The sequence below is a fragment of the Methylorubrum sp. SL192 genome (assembly GCF_026672325.1).
Classification (GTDB): domain Bacteria; phylum Pseudomonadota; class Alphaproteobacteria; order Rhizobiales; family Beijerinckiaceae; genus Methylobacterium; species Methylobacterium extorquens.
The window spans coordinates 1,905,910-1,925,768 of sequence record NZ_JAPPQV010000003.1; the positions used below are offsets into that span (position 1 = coordinate 1,905,910).

Genomic DNA, 19,859 nt, shown 5'->3' on the forward strand with positions numbered 1-19,859 from the left:
AAACGCCCGCCAGCCAGAACGACGATCGATTCCTTTTCCCAGCGGAGACCGGTGGCCTGATGCGGCGTGCCCATACGATGCGATTCGGCAGCGAGTTTGCCGAGGACGGTGTGCGGTTCGCCCTCTGGGCACCGACCGCCAAGGACGTGACCCTCGTTGTCGACGGGACGGACCATCCGATCCCCGATGTCGGCGAGGGCTGGCGCCGCACGACGTTGCCGGGGGTGAAGGCCGGTGCGCGCTACGGCTTCCGCATCGATGGCGACCTCGTGGTGCCGGACCCGGCCTCCCGTTTCCAGCCAGAGGACGTTTCTGCACCCTCCGAGGTGATCGACCCCGGCGCCTATGCGTGGTCCGACCAGGAATGGACGGGACGGCCCTGGGAAGAGGCGATCGTCTACGAGGTGCATGTCGGCACGGCGACGCCCGAGGGGACCTATGCCGGGCTGGAGAAGCGCCTCGACGATCTGGTCGATCTCGGCGTCACGGCGATCGAGTTGTTGCCGCTCGCCGACTTCAAGGGAACGCGCAACTGGGGCTATGACGGCGTGCTGCCCTACGCCCCGGACTCGGCCTATGGCCGCCCGGACGACCTCAAGCGCCTGATCGACACCGCCCATTCCAAGGGCCTGATGATGCTGATCGATTGTGTCTACAATCACTTCGGTCCGGCCGGAAACTACCTGCACGCCTACGCCAAGACCTTCTTTACCGAGCGTCACCAGACGCCGTGGGGCGCCGGAATCAATTTCGACGGCAAGGAGTCGGGCCCGGTCGTGCGCGACTACTTCATCGAGAACGCGCTCTACTGGCTGAAGGAGTACCACTTCGACGGCATCCGCTTCGACGCGGTGCACGCGATCCTCGACGACTCCGAGAAGCATTTCCTGACGGAACTTGGCGAGACGATCCGCAAGACCTTACCGGATCGGCACGTCCATCTGATCCTGGAAAACGAGGCCAATCAGGCCCGCTGGCTGGAGCGCGACGACAGAGCTTCGCCTGTGCTTCACACGGCGCAATGGGCGGACGACCTGCACCATTGCTGGCACGTTCTTCTGACCGGCGAGGATGCCGGCTACTACGAAAGCTTCGCCGACAAGCCGGTGGAGCACCTGGCCCGCTGCCTTGCAGAGGGTTTCGCCTACCAGGGCGAGCCCTTCCCGACCCTCGACAACCATCCGCGCGGTGAGCCCTCGGCGCATCTGCCGCCCTCGGCCTTTGTCACCTTCCTCCAGAACCACGATCAGGTCGGCAACCGCGCGCTCGGCGAACGCCTCAGCCATCTCGCCGACCCCAAGAAGCTGGCGCTCGCCCGCGCCGGACTGCTGCTCGCACCGCAGATTCCGATGCTTTGGATGGGCGAGGAATGGTCGGCCTCCGCGCCCTTCCTGTTCTTCGTGGATTTCGCGCCCGACGAGGAATTGAACAAGGCGGTGCGTGAGGGGCGCCGCCGCGAGTTCAAGAGCTTTGCCGCCTTCGCCGACGATACCTCGGTGATCCCCGATCCGACGGAGGCGCGAACCTTCGAGGATTCGAAGATCAATTGGGACGAGGCCGAGACCGAGCCGCATCGCGCCATCTGGGCCGATACGCGCAACATCCTCCAGATCCGCCGGCAGAGCGTGGTGCCCCTTACCAAGAGCCGCTACCTCGGGGCCGACACCAAGATCCCGGCGCCGGGTGTCGTGGATTGTACCTGGCGTTACGCCGACGGCTGGCTGCGCTTCATCGCGAATGTCGGTGACGCGGAATTCTCGGCGAGTGCCGATGGCGGCCAGGTGATCTGGTCGAGCGGAGCTGTCCGACAGGCGATGGAGCTGCCGTCCTGGACGGGCGTCTTCCTGATCGGTGGCACCAAGTGAATCTCTCTGACGTGAGTGCCTCGAACGTGAGTGATCTCGAACGCCTCGCCGACCTCGTCGGCATCGCCGACGGCTTCACCGATGCTTTCGGGAAGCGGGTCGATACGCCGCTCGATGTGCGCCGCGGCATGCTCGAAGCCCTCGGATTCGCTGCGGCGGACGACGATGCGATCCGCCGCAGCCTCGCCGCCGTCGAGGCGGTGCGCGCCAACGTGATCCCGCCGCTTCTGGCGGCCGAGGCACGGCGCGGCGTGCGCGTGCCGGTGCGGATGGGCGTGACCTCCGGCGCCGTCGCGTGGCGGCTGGTGGATGAGCACGAGCGCTCCCGTGAGGGACGGGCCACCCTGACCGCGTCGGAAGACGGCACCGGGTTCGACCTGCCGCCGCTGACGCCGGGCTATCACCGACTCACCGTGACGGTGGGCGACAGCCGGGCTCAGGCCTGGATCGTCGCCGCACCGCAGCGCTGCTGGCGCCCGCGTGCCTATGCCGAGGACGGCGCCCGCGATTGGGGTCTCGCGGCCCAGCTCTACGGCCTGCGCTCGCCGAGCAACCTCGGCATCGGCACCTACGCGGATGCCGGCCGTGCCGCCCGTGATGCGGCTTTGCGCGGCGCCTCGTTCCTCGGGCTCAGCCCGGCCCACGCCCTGTTCCCCACCGACCGGGCGAAGATCTCCCCCTATTCGCCGTCCTCGCGCCTCTTCCTCGAAACCCTCTACATCGAACCGGGCGCGCTGCCGGGCTTCGCCGGGAGCCGCGCCGCCGAGATCTTGGAAAGCCACCGCGCCCGCATCGAGACGCTGCGCGACATTTCCCTCGTCGATCATGCCGGCGTCTGGGAGGTGCTCTCGCCCATCCTCGAAGCCTATTGGGAGGATTCCGACGCTCGAGCCGGCAAGGATGCCGGCTTCGCGGCGTTCCGCGAGGAAGGCGGCGAGAACCTCACGTCACACGCTACCTTCGACGCGCTCTCCGAACATTTCCGGACCAAGGGCGCGCATTGGCTCGGCGATTGGCCGGAAGAGTATCGCTGCGCCGGTACCGACGCCGTGCGGGCCTTCTCTGAGGCGCATGCGGACCGCATCCGCTATCACATCTTCCTGCAATACCTCGCTGATACCCAGCTCAAGGCCTCCTCCGAGATGGCGCTGGCCGCCGGTATGCGGCTCGGCCTCTATCGCGATCTCGCAGTCGGCGCGGACCGGGGCGGCTCGGAGATCTGGTCGCATCCCGAGCGCTTCGCCAACGGCGTCTCCATCGGCGCGCCGCCGGATCTGCTCGCCCCCAAGGGCCAGGATTGGGGCCTGCCGGCCTTCGATCCGCTGGAGATGGAGCGCGACGGCCTGAAAGCCTTCCGGGCGCTGGTGAGAGCGAACATGCGCCATGCCGGCGCGATCCGCATCGACCACGCGTTTCAGCTCGCGCGCCTGTTCCTGATCCCGCTCGGGCGGTCGGCCCGCGAGGGTGCGTATGTCGCGATGCCATTCGAGCCGATGCTCGCCGTGCTGCGGCTCGAGAGCCACCGCGCCAAGTGCCTCGTCATCGCCGAGGATCTCGGCACCGCACCGGAGGGCTTCTCCGATGCGCTGATGCAGTCCGGCATCCTCAGCTACCGCATCCTGGCCTTCGAGCGGGAGCAGGGCGGTGCCTTCAAGGCGCCCGAGGCCTATCCGAAGGATGCGCTGACCGCGATCACCACCCATGACCTGCCGACCTTTGTCGGCTGGTGGCGCGGCGTCGATACCGACACCCGGCAATCTTTGGGCCTCTACGACGCCGAGCGCGCCGAGGCCGAACGCACCGAGCGCGTCGCCGAGCGTTGGCGCCTGTCGGAGGCGCTGGCGGCCCAGCAGCTCCTGTTGAGCTCCGAGCCGCCGGAACACGCACCGCTCGAGGCAGCGGCCCGCTATCTCGCCCGCGCGCCATCGATCCTGACCGCCGTGCAGTACGAAGACGTCGTCGGCGAGCTGTCGCAGGCCAACGTGCCCGGTTCGACCGAGGGCTATCCGAACTGGCGGCGCAAGCTCGACCGCAACCTCGAAGCCATCGCCGCCCCCGGCGGGCCGCTCGCCAAGCTCGCCGCCGCGCTGTCGGCGGAAGAACGCGGTCCGCGCTCGGGCGCCGCACGCCTCGCCTCGGCCCCGCCGCGGGCGACCTACCGCCTCCAGTTCCACGAAGGCTTCACCTTCGCGGATGCGGAGAAGACGGTCCCTTATCTGCAGAAGCTCGGCATCAGCCACGTCTACGCGTCGCCGCTCCAGCGGGCACGGCCGGGCTCGACCCACGGCTACGACATCGTCGATCACTCCCAGATCAATCCGGAGATCGGCGGCGAAGAGGGTTTCCGCAGCTTCACCGACGCGCTCCACGCCCATGGCCTGAAGCTGCTTCTCGACATCGTGCCCAACCACATGGGTGTGGGTGGCGCCGACAATCCGTGGTGGCTCTCGGTGCTCGAATGGGGCGGACTCTCGCCTGCGGCCAATGCCTTCGACATCGATTGGGAGCGGCTCGGCGCCAACGGCAAGCTCGTCATCCCCTTCCTCGGCGAGCGTTACGGCGAGGCTCTTGAGAAGGGCACGCTGGAGCTGAAATTCGACGAGGCGGCCGGCGCCTTCAGCGTCTGGCACTACGAGCATCAATTCCCGATCTGCCCGCTGCAATATCCGACGATCCTCAACCGGGCGCTCGCGGCGCTCGGCGAGATCGGCGACGACATGTCGGCGGAGGTCCTCGCGATCACCGAGCGCCTGCGGGCCATGGGTGAAGAGACCAATCTCGAGCGCCGCCGCGCCATGCCGGAGGCCGCCGAAGAACTGAAGCGTCAGCTTGCGGGCACCGTGCGGGCCTCGCCGCAGATCGCCGCCTCGATCTACCGGGCGCTGCATCTCCTCAACGGCAACCGCGACTATCCCGACAGCTTCGGGCCGCTGCACCGGCTGCTCGAACAGCAATCCTACCGGCTCGCCCATTGGCGGATCGCGTCGAGCGACATCAACTACCGCCGCTTCTTCGACGTGAACTCGCTGGCTGGCCTGCGCGTCGAGCTGTCGGACGTGTTCGTCCGCTCGCACGACCTGCTGTTCCGCCTTATCGGCGAGGGTCGGATCGACGGCTTGCGCATCGACCACATCGACGGGCTGGCCGATCCGCTGGGCTACGCCCGTGCGCTCCAGGCCGCGGTCGGCCCCGGCTTCTACATCGTCGTCGAGAAGATCCTGGAGCCGGGCGAGAAGCTGCGCGACTGGCCCGTTGCCGGCACCACCGGCTACGACGTGCTGAACCAGCTCGACGGCATCCTGGTCGATCGCGCCCTAAAGCCGCGCATCGAGAAGTTCTATCGGTGGGCCACCGATATGGACACGCCCTACGGCTTCCAATTCCGCGCGGCCAAGGCGGAGATTCTTGAGATCAGCTTCGCCTCGGAACTCGAGGTGATGACCGGCGACCTCAAGCAGATCGCCGATTCCGACCGGCGTACCCGCGATTTCTCTACCAACGCGATCCGTCGGGCGCTGATCGAGATCGTGGCGCGCTTCCCCGTCTATCGCTCCTACCTGCCCGGTGATCTCGACGAGACCGAAATCGAGGCCGAGGATGTGCGCCTGATCGAGGGCGCCGTGCGCAGAGCCAAGCGCTGGAGCGCGCTACCGGATCGTTCGGTGCACGACTTCGCCGCCGATGCTCTGCTCGGCCGGACCGATCTCGGCTCTGCTGGTCACCCGGACCAGCAGGTGGTCCTGCGCTTCCGCCGCCGGTTCCAGCAGCTCACCGGCCCGGTGATGGCCAAGAGCCTGGAAGACACGTTGTTCTATCGCTTCGTCGAACTGCTCGGCCTCAACGAGGTCGGCGGCGATCCCGGCGAGTACGGCCTCGACGCGGAGCACTTCCACGCGCTTCAGGCGGCGCGCGCCCGCGACTGGCCGAACGCCATGATCACCACGGCCACCCACGACACCAAGCGCGGCGAGGATGCCCGCACGCGCCAACTCGCCCTTTCCGAGCTTCCGGAAGAATGGGCCCGCGCCTGGGACACGTGGCGCCGCGCCTCCGAGCCGCTGATCAAGCAGGTCGAAGGCGAGCCGGCACCGGACCCGAACGACCAGTGGATGTTCCTGCAGGCGATTCTCGGCGCGTGGCCGCTCGAGCTTCTGGACGGTGACGACCCAGGCGCGATCGAAGACTTCCGCAAGCGCCTCGACGCCTATGCCGAGAAGGCTCTGCGCGAGAGCAAGCGCCGGTCGAGCTGGGTCAATGTGGACGAGGGTTACGAGAGCGCCGTCCACGCGCTCTTTGCGGCCCTGGTCGTGCCCGGCTCGGATTGCCTGGAGCGACTCCGGCCGCTGGTGCGTCGTCTCGCGTTCCTTGGCATGATCGCGGGACTCGGGCGCACGGTGCTCAAATGCACCCTTCCCGGCATTCCGGACACGTATCAGGGCACCGAGTTCTGGGACTTCTCGTTCGTCGATCCCGACAACCGTCGGCCTGTCGATTACGCGGAACGGGCCCGGGCGCTGGAGGCCGGCGGCACGCCGGACGCGTTGATCGGTTCCTGGCAGGACGGGCGCGTGAAGCAGGCGACGTTGGCGCGGTTGCTCGCCGACCGGGCGGCGCGCCCGGCTTTCTACGCCGACGCGGATTATCGTCCGCTCCCGGCCGAAGGCGCGCGTGCGGATCACGTCATCGCGTTTACCCGCTCGGCCGTCACTTCGGGTGAGGACGATCTGTTGGTCGCCGTGCCGAGGCTCGTCGCACGGATGACGCCCGAATCAGGTTGGTCCAGCCAAGCCTTCGCCGGAACCGTCCTGCCGGTGCCTGCCGGCAGCCGTTGGGTGGACGTGGTCGGAGGCGGCGAGATCTCGGCGGAGGGCGACGGGCTCGACCTCGGTCGGCACTTCGCGAAACTGCCCTATCTGGTGTTGCGGCGGGCTGCCTGAGGCGGCCGCACGAAACATCGGCTCACCGTCCCTCGGGCGGTGAGCAAGCTTGGTCGGTCGGCGTTTCGTCAATGCCGGACCACGGCCTCGATCCATCAGAACGCGCTTGGCGAGAAGCGACAAGACGGAGGCGATCCATGAACGCACCGAACACCGCGATGACGCCCGCGACCCGGACCGGCTCGGAGACGGTGGCCCTTCCGGCCGCTTTCGCACCCCGCGCGGAGGGGCCCCGCATCTACAACCTGTTCCCGCTCCTCGTCGGGACGGTCTCGGCTTGGGCAGCGGAACTGCCACGCATCGCCGAGCTCGGCTTCAATTGGGTCTATCTCAACCCCTTCCACCAGACCGGCGGCTCGCGCAGCCTCTATGCGGTGGCCGATCTCGACGCGCTCGACGAGCGGTTTCGCGACGGTGACGGCACGTCGGACGACGAGCAGATCACGCGGTTCTGCCGGGCCGCCGAGTCGCACGGCGTGTCGGTGATGAGCGACCTCGTCATCAATCACACCGCCGACAACGCCCGCCTGTTCCACGACCGGCCGGACCTGTTCGTGCGCGACGCCGAGGGTAAGCCGGTGAGCCCGGCGGCGATCGATCCCGACGATCCGTCGAAGCGCACGGTCTGGGGCGACCTGATCGAACTCGACTACCATTCCGAGCATGCTCGGGGTGAGCTGATCCGCATCTTCGACGGCTACATTGCCCGGCTGCAACGGCTCGGCGTGCGCGGCTTCCGCTGCGACGCGGCCTACAAGGTGCCGCCGGATGTCTGGCGCGCGCTGATCCAGGCCGCCAAGCAGCGCGAGGCCGACACGCTGTTCGCTGCCGAGACGCTGGGCTGCACTTTCGAGGAGGCGCAGGCGACGGCTGGCGCCGGCTTCGACTACCTGTTCAATTCCTTCGCGTGGTGGAACCTCAAGGCGCCCTGGGCTCTGGAGCAGTACGAGCGGCTGCGGGTGGTCGCGCCCTCCATCGCCTTCCCCGAGAACCACGACATGAGCCGACTCGCCGCCGACATCCCCGGCGGGGCGGAGGCGGTCGCCCAGCGGCTGAAGACCCGCTACGCCCTCTCCGCCTTCTTCTCGGCCGGCGTGCTGATGCCGATCGGCTACGAGTGGGGGTATCGCCGCGCGCTGCACGTCGTCGAGACCACGCCGGGTTCCCGCGAGCACGATACGGGGATCGACATCTCCGGTTACGTGACGGCGATCAACGCGCTGAAGGCTTCGATTCCGGCTGCCAATGTCGAGGGTGCGCAGATGCGGCTCTCGGCGCCCGATGCGCCTTTCACCGCCCTGTTCCGCACCGATACCGGCCACCCGGCCTCGGCGCATTCGGCGACGCTCCTCCTGTTCAATCCCGGCGACGTTCCGGTCCCGGTCGATGCCGGCCGCCTCATCGAGCGCACCGGCGGCCAACTCGGCCCGTTCGACGACCGCACGCCCGACGCCGAGCCGATCGCCTTCCATCCGGGTGCCAGCATTGATCTGCTGCCGGGCGAGTTGCGCATCCTCGTGGCCGAGCGCGCGAAGGTCGCCGCACCGCCGCCCGCGACCGTGCCGCAGGGCAAGGGCCGCGTCGTCATCGAGGCGGTGACGCCGGAGATCGATGGCGGCCGCTCGCCGGTGAAGCGCGTCGTCGGCGAGCAGGTGCGCGTCGAGGCCGACATCTTTTCCGACGGTCACGAGATCATCAACGCGGCGATTCTCTCTCGCGTCGTCGGCGAGGAGACGTGGCGGCGCGACCCGATGGTGTTCGTGGACAACGACCGCTGGGCCGGTCACTTCCCGCTCGAGCGCAACGCCCGCTACGAGTTCACGATCGAGGCGTGGCGCGACGGCTTCTCGTCCTGGGTGCGCGACACCCTGAAGAAGCGCGATGCCGGCGTGGATGTGCGGCTGGAGACGATCGAGGGCGTCGAGCTGATCCAGATCGCCGAGGATCTGGCGAGCGGGGCCGACAAGCAGCGGCTCGACGGGCTGATCCGCTCGCTCGCCGCCGAGCCGGAAGGCTCGCCGGTGATCCTGGAGAAGATCCTGGCACCGGAGACCATGTCGCTGGTCCGGCGCAACGCCGAGCGGGTGAATCTCTCGCGCTATCCCGTGAACATCCCGGTCATCGCCGACCGGCTCGCAGCCCGGTTCTCGGCTTGGTACGAGATCTTCCCGCGCTCGCAATCGGGCGATCCGAACCGCCATGGCACCTTCGCGGACGTGATCCGGCGCCTGCCCGAGATCCGCGAACTCGGCTTCGACGTGCTCTACTTCACGCCGATCCATCCGATCGGGAAGACGAACCGTAAGGGCAAGAACAACACGCTGAAGGCGCAGCCGGGCGATGTCGGCTCGGTCTACGCGGTGGGTTCCGAGGAGGGCGGGCACGAGGCCGTGCATCCCGAACTCGGCACGCTGGAGGATTTCCGCCAGCTCGTTGCCGCGAGCCACGCCCACGGCATGGAGGTCGCGATCGACTTCGCGATCCAGTGCTCGCCCGACCACCCCTGGATCAAGCAGCATCCAGAGTGGTTCGAGTGGCGGCCCGACGGCACGCTCAAATTCGCCGAGAATCCGCCCAAGAAGTACGAGGACATCTCGAACGTCCACTTCTACGGCGGGGCGCTGCCCTCGCTCTGGATCGAGCTGCGCGACATCGTCCTCGGCTGGTGCGCCCAAGGTGCGCGCATCTTCCGGGTCGACAACCCGCACACCAAGCCGATCCCGTTCTGGGAGTGGATGCTGGGCGAGGTGAACACGCAGTATCCCGACGCGATCTTCCTCGCCGAGGCCTTCACACGGCCGAAGATGATGAAGAAGCTCGCCAAGGCCGGCTACCAGCAGAGCTACACCTACTTCACGTGGCGCAACACGAAGCAGGAGCTGACCGAGTACGCGCTGGAACTGGCTGGCGAGATGGGCGAGTACTACCGTCCGAATTTTTTTGCGAATACGCCGGATATCAATCCCTACTACTTGCAAACAAGCGGGCGGCCGGGCTTCATCGTGCGTGCGACTCTCGCTGCGACGCTGTCCTCTATCTACGGCATCTATAACGGCTTCGAACTATGCGAGGCCGCGCCCTATCCGGGTAAGGAAGAGTATCTCGACTCCGAAAAATACGAGCTGAAGGCGTGGGACTATCATCGCCCCGGCAATATCCGCGACCACATCATCAAGCTCAATCAGGCGCGCCGGGACAATCCGGCGCTGTGGGACTTCCGGAACATCCACTTCACGGGTGCCTGGAACGACAACATCATCGCCTACGCGAAGGTGACGCCGGAGCGTGACAACTGCGTGTTCGTGATGGTCAACCTCGACCCGAAGAACCGCCAGGAATGCACCTACGAGGTGCCGCTGCATCTGCTCGGCCTGCCCGACGATGCAGCGGTCGAGGTCGAGGATCTGCTGCTGGGCTACAAGTTCGAGCTCTACGGCAAGAACCACCGAATCGCCCTCGATCCGGCCGACCGCTCGGCAATCGTCTGGCGGATTCGGCCTCGGCGCGCCTGACGACCCGCGCCCCACACCGAACCGGCCTCCACTTTCGGTGCGGCGCGCTCTAGATCCGGCGGAATACGGCGTCACCGTCGTGTTCTCGCCAAGAAGCGGGCCGAGGAGGCTCGCAGCCCGGTGCCACACGGCCCGGTTCCGCTCTCGAAAGTGACGTGAGGCAGCGACGGGATGATCGATCGCAGCGATCCGCAGTGGTACCGTGACGCCATCATCTACCAGATCCACGTCAAGTCGTTCTTCGACTCGTCGAATGACGGGATCGGCGATTTCGAGGGGCTGACGCAGAAGCTCGATTATGTCCGCGACCTCGGGGTCACGGCGATCTGGCTGATGCCGTTCTATCCCTCGCCGCTGCGCGACGACGGCTACGACATCGCCGACTACCGCGATGTGAACCCGTCCTACGGGACGATGGAAGATTTCCGCCGCTTCGTGGCTGCTGCCCACGAGCGGGGGCTGCGCGTCATCACCGAGCTGGTCATCAACCACACCAGCGATCAGCACCCCTGGTTCCAGCGCGCCCGCGAGGCGCCTGCCGGAAGCCCTGAGCGCGATTTCTATGTGTGGTCGGATACCGACGAGAAGTATTCCGATACGCGCATCATCTTCCTGGACACCGAGGTGTCGAACTGGACCTGGGACCCGGTCGCCAAGCAGTACTTCTGGCACCGCTTCTACAGCCACCAGCCCGACCTGAACTTCGACAACCCGGCCGTGCTGGAGGCCGTGATCGAGGTCATGCGCTACTGGCTCGACATGGGCGTCGATGGGCTGCGGCTCGACGCGATCCCCTACCTGATCGAGCGCGACGGCACGAATTGCGAAAACCTTTCCGAGACCCACGACGTCATCAAGGCGATCCGTGCGGCGCTCGATGCCGAGTATCCCGACCGGATGCTGCTGGCCGAGGCCAACCAGTGGCCGGAGGAGACGGCGCAGTATTTCGGCGACGGGGACGAATGCCACATGGCCTTCCACTTCCCGCTGATGCCGCGGATGTACATGGCGATCGCCCGGGAGGACCGGCACCCGATCACCGACATCATGCGCCAGACGCCCGAGATTCCCGAGGGCTGCCAGTGGGCGATCTTCCTGCGGAATCACGACGAGCTGACGCTCGAAATGGTGACGGCGGAAGAGCGCGACTACCTCTGGTCGTTCTACGCCGCCGAGCGGCGCGCCCGCATCAATCTCGGCATCCGCCGCCGCCTCGCGCCGCTGCTGGAGAACGACCGGCGCAAGATCGAGCTGATGAAGTCCCTCGTCCTGTCGATGCCCGGCACGCCGGTGCTCTACTACGGCGACGAGATCGGCATGGGCGACAACATCTATCTCGGCGACCGCGACGGTGTGCGCACGCCGATGCAGTGGTCGCCGGACCGCAACGGCGGCTTCTCGCGGGCCACCCCGCAGAAGCTGTTCCTGCCCTCGATCCAGGACCCGATCTACGGCTACGACGCGATCAACGTCGAGGCGCAGATCCAGGCGCAGACCTCGCTGCTGAACTGGACGCGGCGCATGATCGCGATCCGCAACAACTCGGTCGCGCTGGGGCGCGGCGCGATCCAGTTCCTGTATCCGGCGAACCGCAAGGTGCTCGCCTGGATTCGCGAGCATGAGAACGAGCGCATCCTCTGCGTCGCCAACCTTTCGCGGGCCCCGCAGGCGGTGCAGCTCGACCTGTCGGACCTGCGTGGCGCGATCCCGATCGAGCTGACCGGCGGCACGGCTTTCCCGGCAATCGGCGAACTGCCCTACTTGCTGACCCTGCCGGCCTACGGTTTCTACTGGTTCGCCCTCTCGGTCGCGAATACCGGCGAGATCGGCCCGCAGCCGCAGAGCCCGGAACTGTTCACCCTTGTGCTCACCGGCGGCATCGAGACCCTGATCAAGGGCCGCGAGCGCACCGCGTTCGAGCGCACGGTGGCGCCGCCCTTCATCGCCTCGCGCCGCTGGTTCGGCGCCAAGGGCACGCGCATCAAGTCGGTGCAGGTCGATGACAGCGCCATCGTCAAGGACGGCTCCGGCGAAGGCAAGTTCCTGCTGCCGCGGGTGGCGGTGACCCTCGCCAACGGCGAGCGCCAGGACTACTTCGTGCCGCTGGCCGTCGAGGAGGGCCGCGAGGACGAGACCCTGCTGGACCATGCGGTCGCCCGTGTGCGCCGCGGGCCCCGGACCGGCCTGCTCTACGAGGCAGCCGCCGCCGCGCCGTTCGCCGTGGCCCTGATCGAGGCGATGCGCGACGGCGTCACGATCCCGTCCGAGCGCGGGAGCCTGGTCTTCTCGACGACCTCGGCCTACGATCCGGAGGTGCCGTTCGAGGCCGCCGACGTGCGCCGCCTCTCGGCCGAGCAGAGCAACACCTCGATCGCCATCGGCGCGCGGATGATGCTCAAGCTGCTGCGCCGCCTCCAGCCCGGCACGCATCCCGAGATCGAGATCGGCCGGTTCCTCACCGAGCAGGCCCATTTTGCCAACACGCCGGCTTTGCTCGGCGTGGTGGAGCACGTGGCTGCGGACGGCACCCGCACCGCCCTGGCGCTGCTCCAGAAGTTCGTCCTCAACCAGGGCGACGCCTGGACGCTGATGCTGGAAGGCCTGCGGCGCGACTTCGAGACCGTGGTGCTCGCACCCGAGAGCGAGGCGCCGGCGCCGGAGGATGCCTTCAATGCGCATCTGCGCTGGGCGGAGCTGCTCGGCCAGCGCACGGCCGAACTGCACCGGGCCTTCGCCATCGACACCGACGATCCGGCCTTCGCGGTCGAGCCCTTCGATGAGGCGGATCTCGCTTCGCTTGCGGATGATGCCCGCCATCAGGCCGCGCGTGCGTTCAAGGGGCTCGACGCGATCACTGCTTGGTCGCCGGGCTCGGCTAGCGAGGCGCTCGCGTCCCGCCGTAGCGAGGTCGAGGCGCTCATCACCGATCTGGCCTCCGGCCCGCTGCGGGGTGCCACGAAGACCCGCATCCACGGCGATTACCATCTCGGGCAGGTGCTCGCCTCCGAGGGCGATCTCATCATCGTCGATTTCGAGGGCGAGCCCTCGCGTCCGGTGGAGCAGCGCCGGGCCAAATCGACGCCGATGCGCGACGTGGCGGGCATGCTCCGCTCCTTCGCCTACGGCGCTGAAACGGTGGTGCGTGAGATCACGGCCCGCTTCGGCGACAGCGAGGAACGGGCGCGCAATGCAGCGATCGCGTGGCGCGGCATGATCGATGCAGCGTTCCTTGACGGCTACGGGCAAGCCGTGGCCGGCAGCCGGGCTGCGGTGGAGGATGCGGAGACGCAATCCCGTCTGCTGCGTCTGAGCCTGCTGACCAAGGCGCTCTACGAGATCGATTACGAAGTGAACAACCGCCCCGACTGGATCGAAATCCCAGCACGTGGTGTTCTCAACATACTGGATGAAGCCAAGCGCGACCGCGCTTCGGTGTGACCTGCGCGCTCCCGCGCGCCACCCTTTGATGGCCCGGGAGCGCTTCCGAGAGAGGTGATTGGATGACGGCTCTGGACGAGAAGGCCGCGGCTCGTAACGAGGGGCAGGCGGCCGCCAACGTCCCGAACAGGTCAGGCTCGACCGAGGCGCCGCGCGCGCCCCGGTCGTCGGATGCGCTTGGCGGCGAGGGGGCTCCCCGTGTGGGCCGCTCCGCCTCGCAAGCGCGCGATGGCCACCTCCATCCCGATGCCATTGCGGCGGTGATGGCGGCCGATCACGGCGACGCGTTCGGCGTCCTCGGGCCGCATCAGGTTGCGCCCGGTACGTGGGAGGTCCGTGCGATCCTGCCGGAGGCGAAGGCAGCGCGCCTCGTCACGGGCGGGCAGAGCATCGCGTTCGAACGCGTTCATCCCGATGGGTTCTACGTCGCGAGCGTGAAGAGCGAAGGTCGACCCCTCTACGAGATCGAGGTCGAGGCCTGGGACGGCACCAGCACCCGCCGTCACGATCCCTACGGTTTCGGCCCCTCGCTCGAACAGAGCGAGATCGACGGCCTGCGCCTGATCGGCAGCAACCTCGTCTACCGCGTGCTCGGTGCGCATGCGGGCGAGCTCGACGGCATCGCCGGGTTCCGCTTCGCGGTCTGGGCGCCGAATGCCCGCCGCGTCAGCGTCGTCGGCGACTTCAACGATTGGGACGGCAGGCGCCACCCGATGCGGCTGTGGCTCAACGGCGGCGTCTGGGAGCTGTTCGTGCCGGGTCTCAAGGCCGGCCAGAACTACAAGTTCGAGATCCGTGGCCCCGACGGCTCCGTGCTGCCGTTGAAGGCCGATCCGGTCGCCTTCCGCGCCCAGCATCCGCCGCAGACGGCCTCGGTGCTCCAGGGTCTCAACGAGCCGCAGTGGAACGATGCGGCCTGGATGGACACGCGCGGCGAGAAGGATCCGCGCCACGCCGCCATGTCGGTCTACGAGGTCCATCTCGGCTCGTGGGCGCGGGTGCCGGACGAGGGCAACCGCTACCTGACCTACAAGGAGCTGTCCGACCGGCTGATCCCGTACGTGAAGGACCTCGGCTTCACGCATATCGAGCTTCTGCCGATCACGGAGTACCCGTTCGACGGCTCCTGGGGCTACCAACCGGTCTCGCTGTTCGCGCCAACCAGCCGCTTCGGCACGCCCGACGACTTCGTGGATTTCGTCAATGCGGCGCATGCGGCCGGCATCGGCGTGATGCTCGATTGGGTGCCGGGGCACTTCCCCCTCGACGCCCACGGACTCGGCCTGTTCGACGGCACGCATCTCTACGAGCATGCCGATCCGCGCCAGGGCTTCCACCAGGATTGGGGCACCTACATCTACAATTTCGGCCGGGTCGAGGTGTCCGCTTTCCTCACGGCCAATGCCCGCTTCTGGCTTGAGCACTACCATCTCGACGGCCTGCGCGTGGATGCGGTGGCCTCGATGCTCTACCTCGACTACTCGCGCCGCGCGGGGGAGTGGATTCCGAACCAGTATGGCGGCAACGAGAATCTCGACGCCATCAACTTCCTGCGCAAGACCAACGAGGCCACCTACAGCCACGCGCCGGGCACCATCACGGTGGCCGAGGAATCGACTTCGTGGCCGGGCGTGTCGCACCCGACCTACACCGGCGGTCTCGGCTTCGGCTTCAAGTGGAACATGGGGTGGATGCACGACACCCTGAAATACATGTCGGAGGATCCGATCCACCGGCGTTACCACCACCACAACCTGACCTTCGGCCTGCTCTACGCCTTCTCGGAAAACTTCGTGCTGCCGCTCTCCCACGACGAAGTGGTGCACGGGAAGGGCTCGCTGCTCGGCAAGATGCCGGGCGACCGCTGGCAGAAGTTTGCCAATCTGCGCGCCTATTTCGGCTTCATGTGGGGGCATCCCGGCAAGAAGCTGCTCTTCATGGGCGGCGAGTTCGGCCAGGAGCGCGAGTGGAACCACAACCAGTCGCTCGACTGGCACCTGCTCGACGATCCCCTGCACGGCGGCGTGAAGGATCTGATCCGCGACCTCAACCACGTCTACACCTCGACCCCGGCGCTCTATTCGCGCGACGTCGAGGCCAGCGGCTTCCAGTGGCTGGTGGCGGACGATTCCGACAACTCGGTCATCGCCTGGGCGCGCAAGGGCAAGGCAGAGGGCGAGGTCGCCATCGTCGTGTCGAACTTCACGCCGGTGCCGCGTGAGGGCTACCGCGTCGGCGTGCCGACGGCCGGTTTCTACCGCGAGGCGATCAATTCGGATGCCGAGCGCTATGGCGGCTCGAATGTCGGCAATATGGGCGGTGTGCAGAGCCAGGCTGAACAGAGCCACGGCCAGCCGCACTCGCTGAGCCTGACACTGCCGCCGCTCTCGACCCTGATCCTGATTCGCGAGGGCTGATCTCCTCGACCCCGGAGCGGTTCAGCCGCTCCGGGGGCCGAACAGGATCACCGCCGTGCCGGCGAGGCAGATCGCCCCGCCAGCAAGATCCCAGCGGTCGGGGCGATGTCCCTCGACGCCCCAGAGCCAGAGGATCGAGGCGGCAATGTAGATGCCGCCATAGGCGGCATAGGTCCGCCCGGCCGCCTCGCTCTCGACGAGCGTGAGCAGCCAAGCGAACAGGGCGAGCGAAACGAGCCCCGGCGCGACCCACCAGACCGACCGATCGAGCCGCAGCCACGCCCAGAAGGCGAAGCAGCCGGCGATCTCAGCCAACGCGGCTCCGGAATAAGCGAGAAGGGTCTTGGTCATCGGCGACGCTTGGCGCGGGCCGAGCTCCTTGCCAAGTCATCGAAACCGGTCATCCGGCCCAGTTTTCCGACGCATCACGGCGCCGGAGCGCGCGTCAGGCGTCGTCCTCTGGCGCGAACACCTCGCCCTTCTCGGCAAGCTGCACGTTGTTGCGGTCGGCGGGGAGATCGCGAAGGTTGCGGTACGATCTGAGCAGACGGTGCAGGTCGGCCCTGGCCGGATCGGACGGCTCCGGCGCCCCGGGATCGAAGCCGTCCACCACGGCATCCACCCGCCGATCGAGAGCCTCGACATTTCGCGGATCGAGGCCTTCGATCCGGGCGAGAAGGTCGGCAATCGCGGCGCGTTTCGTCTCCAGCTCCGACATCGACACCTCACAAGATCTTCGCGCGAAAACAGCGCCCGAGGCCTTCCAGGGTTCCGAAAGGACGCATCCCCGGACCTTCGGCACAGGTTGAGGGTTGGTGCGGCATGACCCTTGTTTTGACCGAGGAGGCCGATGCCCGGCCCGTGGCGCGGCCCCGCTCCGCGCGTCTCTGGCATCCGCGCCGGGTGCTGGTGACCCCGGCCGCCCTCGAACACCCCCATGGCCGGCAGATGGTCGCGCAGGCGGAAGACCTGGGTCTCCCGATCGAGCGCCTGAAGAGCAACCGGCTCACCGGCTTGCGCGACGACGAGAACCCGCGCCGGGCCTATGCCCAGGCCAAGGCCACGCTCGCCATCGTCACCGCACCGCCGACGAAGTTGAAGCTCCAACCGATTCCGCCGAGCGCCGACTGGCGCTTCGATCTCGCGGAAGGCTGTCCGGCGCATTGCCAGTACTGCTATCTCGCCGGCTCGCTTTCGGGGCCGCCGGTGACACGCGTCTACGCCAACCTCGACGCGATCCTCGGCAATCTCGAAAACTATCTGGGGCAGGGCGGCGTCACCAGCGCTTCGGAGGCGCGGGCGGCCGAGGGCACGACCTTCGAGGCGTCCTGCTACACCGATCCGCTCGGGATCGAGCATCTCACCGGCTCGCTCTCGGCGGCGATCCGTCATTTCGGCGCCTGGGACGCGCCGGTGCAACTGCGCTTCACGACGAAGTTCGCCGCGGTCGAACCGCTCCTCGACCTGCCGCATCACGGCCGCACCCGCATCCGCTTCTCGGTCAACGCGGCCGCGGCGGCGCATTACGAAGGCGGCACCGCTCCGCTCAGCGAGCGGCTCGCTGCCATGGGTGCCGTCGCCCGGGCCGGCTATCCCGTTGGCCTCACCATCGCGCCGATACTACCCGTCGAGGGATGGCCGGACGCCTACGACGCCCTGCTGCGCGACGCGGCCGAGGCGTTGTCCGGTGTGGCCGCGCCCGATCTGACGGTCGAACTCATCACCCACCGCTTCACGCCGGGCTCGAAGACGGTGCTCGAGAGATGGTATCCGGGTTCCGACCTGCCGATGCGCGAGGCGGAGCGCACCCGCAAGCTCACCAAGTTCGGCTCGGTGAAATACGTGTTTCCGAACGATCTCATGAAGGCGATGCGCGCTCATCTTACCGGGCGGATCGCCGAACGCCTGCCGACGGCGCGCATCCTCTATTGGACGTGAGAGAGGCTGACACGCGCGACTGGATAAAGCGTCAGCCCACGGCCTTCCTCGCCTGACCCGTCGGACAGATATCGAGCAGCACGCAGCGTCCGCAGGCCGGCGAGCGGTGGAAGCAGACGCGCTGGCCGTGCAGCATCAGCACCTCGTGATTGTCGTAGAGCTTCTGCGCTGACCAATCGTCCGGAAGCTGTGCCCGCAGCACCGCGTGGCTCGGCCCGACATCGACCTTAGCACCGATCAGCCCGGTGCGCTGGGCAACGCGGTGATGGTGGCTGTCCACCGGCAGGGCGGGCATCCGCAGCGTCGAGAACGATAGCACCGCGGCACTCGTCTTCGGCCCGATGCCGGGGATCGCTTCGAGCCAGCCGCGCGCCTCATCGACGCTCATATCCCCCAGGAAGTCGAGGGTGAGTGCACCGACCCGCTCCTGTACCGCGGCGAGCACCGCCTTGATGCGCGGAGCCTTCAGCTCCGGCCAGGTGACGCCGTGGATCGTCGCTTCGATCTCCTCGACCGATGCCGCCTCGATCTCCGTCCAATCGGGCCAGCGCGCCCGCAGCGCCTTGAAGGCGCGTCCTGAATCGGCGTTGCGGGTTCGATGCGAGAGCAGCGAGGAGATCAGCTCCGACAGCGGATCGAGGCTGTGGAAATACGGGATCGGGCACTCGTAGACGCCGCACAGCCGGCGGTGGATCTTCAGCGCCTTGTCCTTCAGGGCTTCGGACGCGGCGGCCGGTGCCTCGCGGCGGCGATGGCGGGCTGCCGCCGGGAGGGCTGTGTCGGGGAAAAGCGTCATGGAAGCCGAATCCGCGAAGGGATTCGGCGGTTCCCGGCCCGCGACAACCCTACTTCGCCGGCTCCTTCGGCAGCGCGTAGATGTTGATGTCGAGTTTGTCGTCCGCACCCTCGCCGAGGTCGGTGACGTATTCTTCGAGGAAGCGGTCTTGGACCGCGATTTCCTTGGCGTCGAGATAGGCGATCAGCGTCTCGTAGGTGCCGTCGATCTCCTCGTAACTGCCGCTATGCTTGAACCGCAGGGCCTTGCCGCTCGGGTTCGAGCCGAACTTGACGTCGCCGCCCTCCGCGCCCTGCGCGGGTGCAGCCTCGATCGGGATCATCGCCTCGTACTGGAAGCCGTCATCCTCGGTCTTGGTGAACAGGGCGATCGGCCGGCCCGCTTGCTTGAGGTTCAGCTTGGCCAGCGTCTCGCCGATGGTCTTGTAGGCTTTGCGCAGGTTGGCCCGCGCCTCTTCCCACTTGGTCTCGCCCGCAAGGATCGCCACGGGTTTGGCCGGAAGCGTCACCTCATCGACGTCGTTCGGTTCGCCCGGAACCGTCACGAGGGTCGGCAGCGCCGAAGGCGGAGGCGTGACCGCCTGGGCCGCGCCGGCTTGGGCCGGGCGCGGGATCGGGACCTGCTGAGGTGCGGGCGCTGCCGGATCGGGGCCGGATTTCGTGGTGTCCGGCACGGTCGTGGTCGGCAGTGGGTTCGCCTCGGCAGGGGAGGGCGCGTTGGTGGGGGGCGGCGCGTTCTGGGCGAGCGACGCAGTCGTCAACGAAGGGACGAGAGCGAGGAGGCCCGCGGCGAGGGTGGCGAGACGGGTCAAGGTGGTGACGCTCCGATTGGCCGGTTCGAACAGGGTAGGGCCGAAACACGCCCCGCGCGAGACCGTTGCGGCGCGACGTTGCGGCTCTTCGTTCCCGACTCGCAGGCTGGCGGCTTTTGCCATATACGCCGCGCCACCCCCGCAT

The 19,859-nt window shown here is 67.5% G+C and carries 10 protein-coding genes; 6 read left to right on the forward strand and 4 right to left on the reverse strand.

Annotated elements, in window-relative coordinates:
* Positions 1-59: 59 nt before the first annotated feature.
* The 5 genes from treZ to glgB all read left to right on the forward strand — a co-directional run bounded on the left by treZ (position 60) and on the right by glgB (position 16,169).
* A complete protein-coding gene (gene treZ, locus OVA30_RS09740) occupies positions 60-1,865 on the forward strand; it encodes a malto-oligosyltrehalose trehalohydrolase (RefSeq protein WP_268175312.1) in 1,806 nt (601 codons plus the stop codon).
* The gene (locus OVA30_RS09745; RefSeq protein ID WP_268175313.1) at positions 1,862-6,802 is read left to right on the forward strand and encodes a malto-oligosyltrehalose synthase; all 4,941 of its coding nucleotides are present in this window, start codon (positions 1,862-1,864) and stop codon (positions 6,800-6,802) included. Before treZ ends, OVA30_RS09745 begins: the two co-directional genes overlap by 4 nt.
* Before the next feature lie 137 nt (positions 6,803-6,939).
* Positions 6,940-10,314: a maltotransferase domain-containing protein gene (locus tag OVA30_RS09750; RefSeq protein WP_268175314.1), complete on the forward strand. Its 3,375-nt coding sequence runs from the start codon at positions 6,940-6,942 to the stop codon at positions 10,312-10,314.
* 171 nt (positions 10,315-10,485) lie between these two features.
* Positions 10,486-13,752: a maltose alpha-D-glucosyltransferase gene (treS, locus tag OVA30_RS09755; protein ID WP_268175315.1), complete on the forward strand. Its 3,267-nt coding sequence runs from the start codon at positions 10,486-10,488 to the stop codon at positions 13,750-13,752.
* Between the two features lie 62 nt (positions 13,753-13,814).
* The gene (gene glgB, locus OVA30_RS09760; protein ID WP_012254087.1) at positions 13,815-16,169 is read left to right on the forward strand and encodes a 1,4-alpha-glucan branching protein GlgB; all 2,355 of its coding nucleotides are present in this window, start codon (positions 13,815-13,817) and stop codon (positions 16,167-16,169) included.
* A gap of 21 nt (positions 16,170-16,190) precedes the next feature.
* Here the strand turns inward: glgB and OVA30_RS09765 are convergent, their stop codons facing one another.
* Together OVA30_RS09765 and OVA30_RS09770 are read right to left on the reverse strand one after the other, a co-directional pair.
* A complete protein-coding gene (locus OVA30_RS09765) occupies positions 16,191-16,520 on the reverse strand; it encodes a YnfA family protein (RefSeq protein ID WP_268175316.1) in 330 nt (109 codons plus the stop codon).
* Between the two features lie 94 nt (positions 16,521-16,614).
* Positions 16,615-16,887 (reverse strand): hypothetical protein, encoded by a 273-nt coding sequence (locus OVA30_RS09770; RefSeq protein ID WP_268175317.1) that lies wholly within the window; start codon positions 16,885-16,887, stop codon positions 16,615-16,617.
* A 104-nt stretch (positions 16,888-16,991) separates the two neighbouring features.
* On the opposite strand from OVA30_RS09770, the gene OVA30_RS09775 reads away from it, so the two are divergent.
* Positions 16,992-18,107 (forward strand): SPL family radical SAM protein, encoded by a 1,116-nt coding sequence (locus OVA30_RS09775; protein ID WP_268175318.1) that lies wholly within the window; start codon positions 16,992-16,994, stop codon positions 18,105-18,107.
* Between the two features lie 31 nt (positions 18,108-18,138).
* On the opposite strand, the gene OVA30_RS09785 is transcribed toward OVA30_RS09775, so the two are convergent.
* Positions 18,139-18,903, reverse strand: a complete 765-nt coding sequence (locus OVA30_RS09785) for an endonuclease III domain-containing protein (protein ID WP_442786093.1) — start codon at positions 18,901-18,903, stop codon at positions 18,139-18,141.
* Positions 18,904-18,952: 49 nt separating this feature from the next.
* Complete coding sequence (locus OVA30_RS09790; RefSeq protein WP_268175320.1) at positions 18,953-19,714, reverse strand: GyrI-like domain-containing protein; 762 nt, start codon at positions 19,712-19,714, stop codon at positions 18,953-18,955.
* Between the last annotated feature and the right edge of the window lie 145 nt (positions 19,715-19,859).

Bases quoted from the DNA above. Each gene is read 5' to 3' on its own strand.
- treS (WP_268175315.1), top strand. From the start codon at position 10,486: ATGATCGATCGCAGCGATCCGCAGTGGTACCGTGACGCCATCATCTAC.
- OVA30_RS09770 (WP_268175317.1), bottom strand. From the start codon at position 16,887: ATGTCGGAGCTGGAGACGAAACGCGCCGCGATTGCCGACCTTCTCGCC.
- OVA30_RS09765 (WP_268175316.1), bottom strand. From the start codon at position 16,520: ATGACCAAGACCCTTCTCGCTTATTCCGGAGCCGCGTTGGCTGAGATC.
- glgB (WP_012254087.1), top strand. From the start codon at position 13,815: ATGACGGCTCTGGACGAGAAGGCCGCGGCTCGTAACGAGGGGCAGGCG.
- OVA30_RS09785 (WP_442786093.1), bottom strand. From the start codon at position 18,903: ATGACGCTTTTCCCCGACACAGCCCTCCCGGCGGCAGCCCGCCATCGC.
- treZ (WP_268175312.1), top strand. From the start codon at position 60: ATGCGGCGTGCCCATACGATGCGATTCGGCAGCGAGTTTGCCGAGGAC.
- OVA30_RS09775 (WP_268175318.1), top strand. From the start codon at position 16,992: ATGACCCTTGTTTTGACCGAGGAGGCCGATGCCCGGCCCGTGGCGCGG.
- OVA30_RS09750 (WP_268175314.1), top strand. From the start codon at position 6,940: ATGAACGCACCGAACACCGCGATGACGCCCGCGACCCGGACCGGCTCG.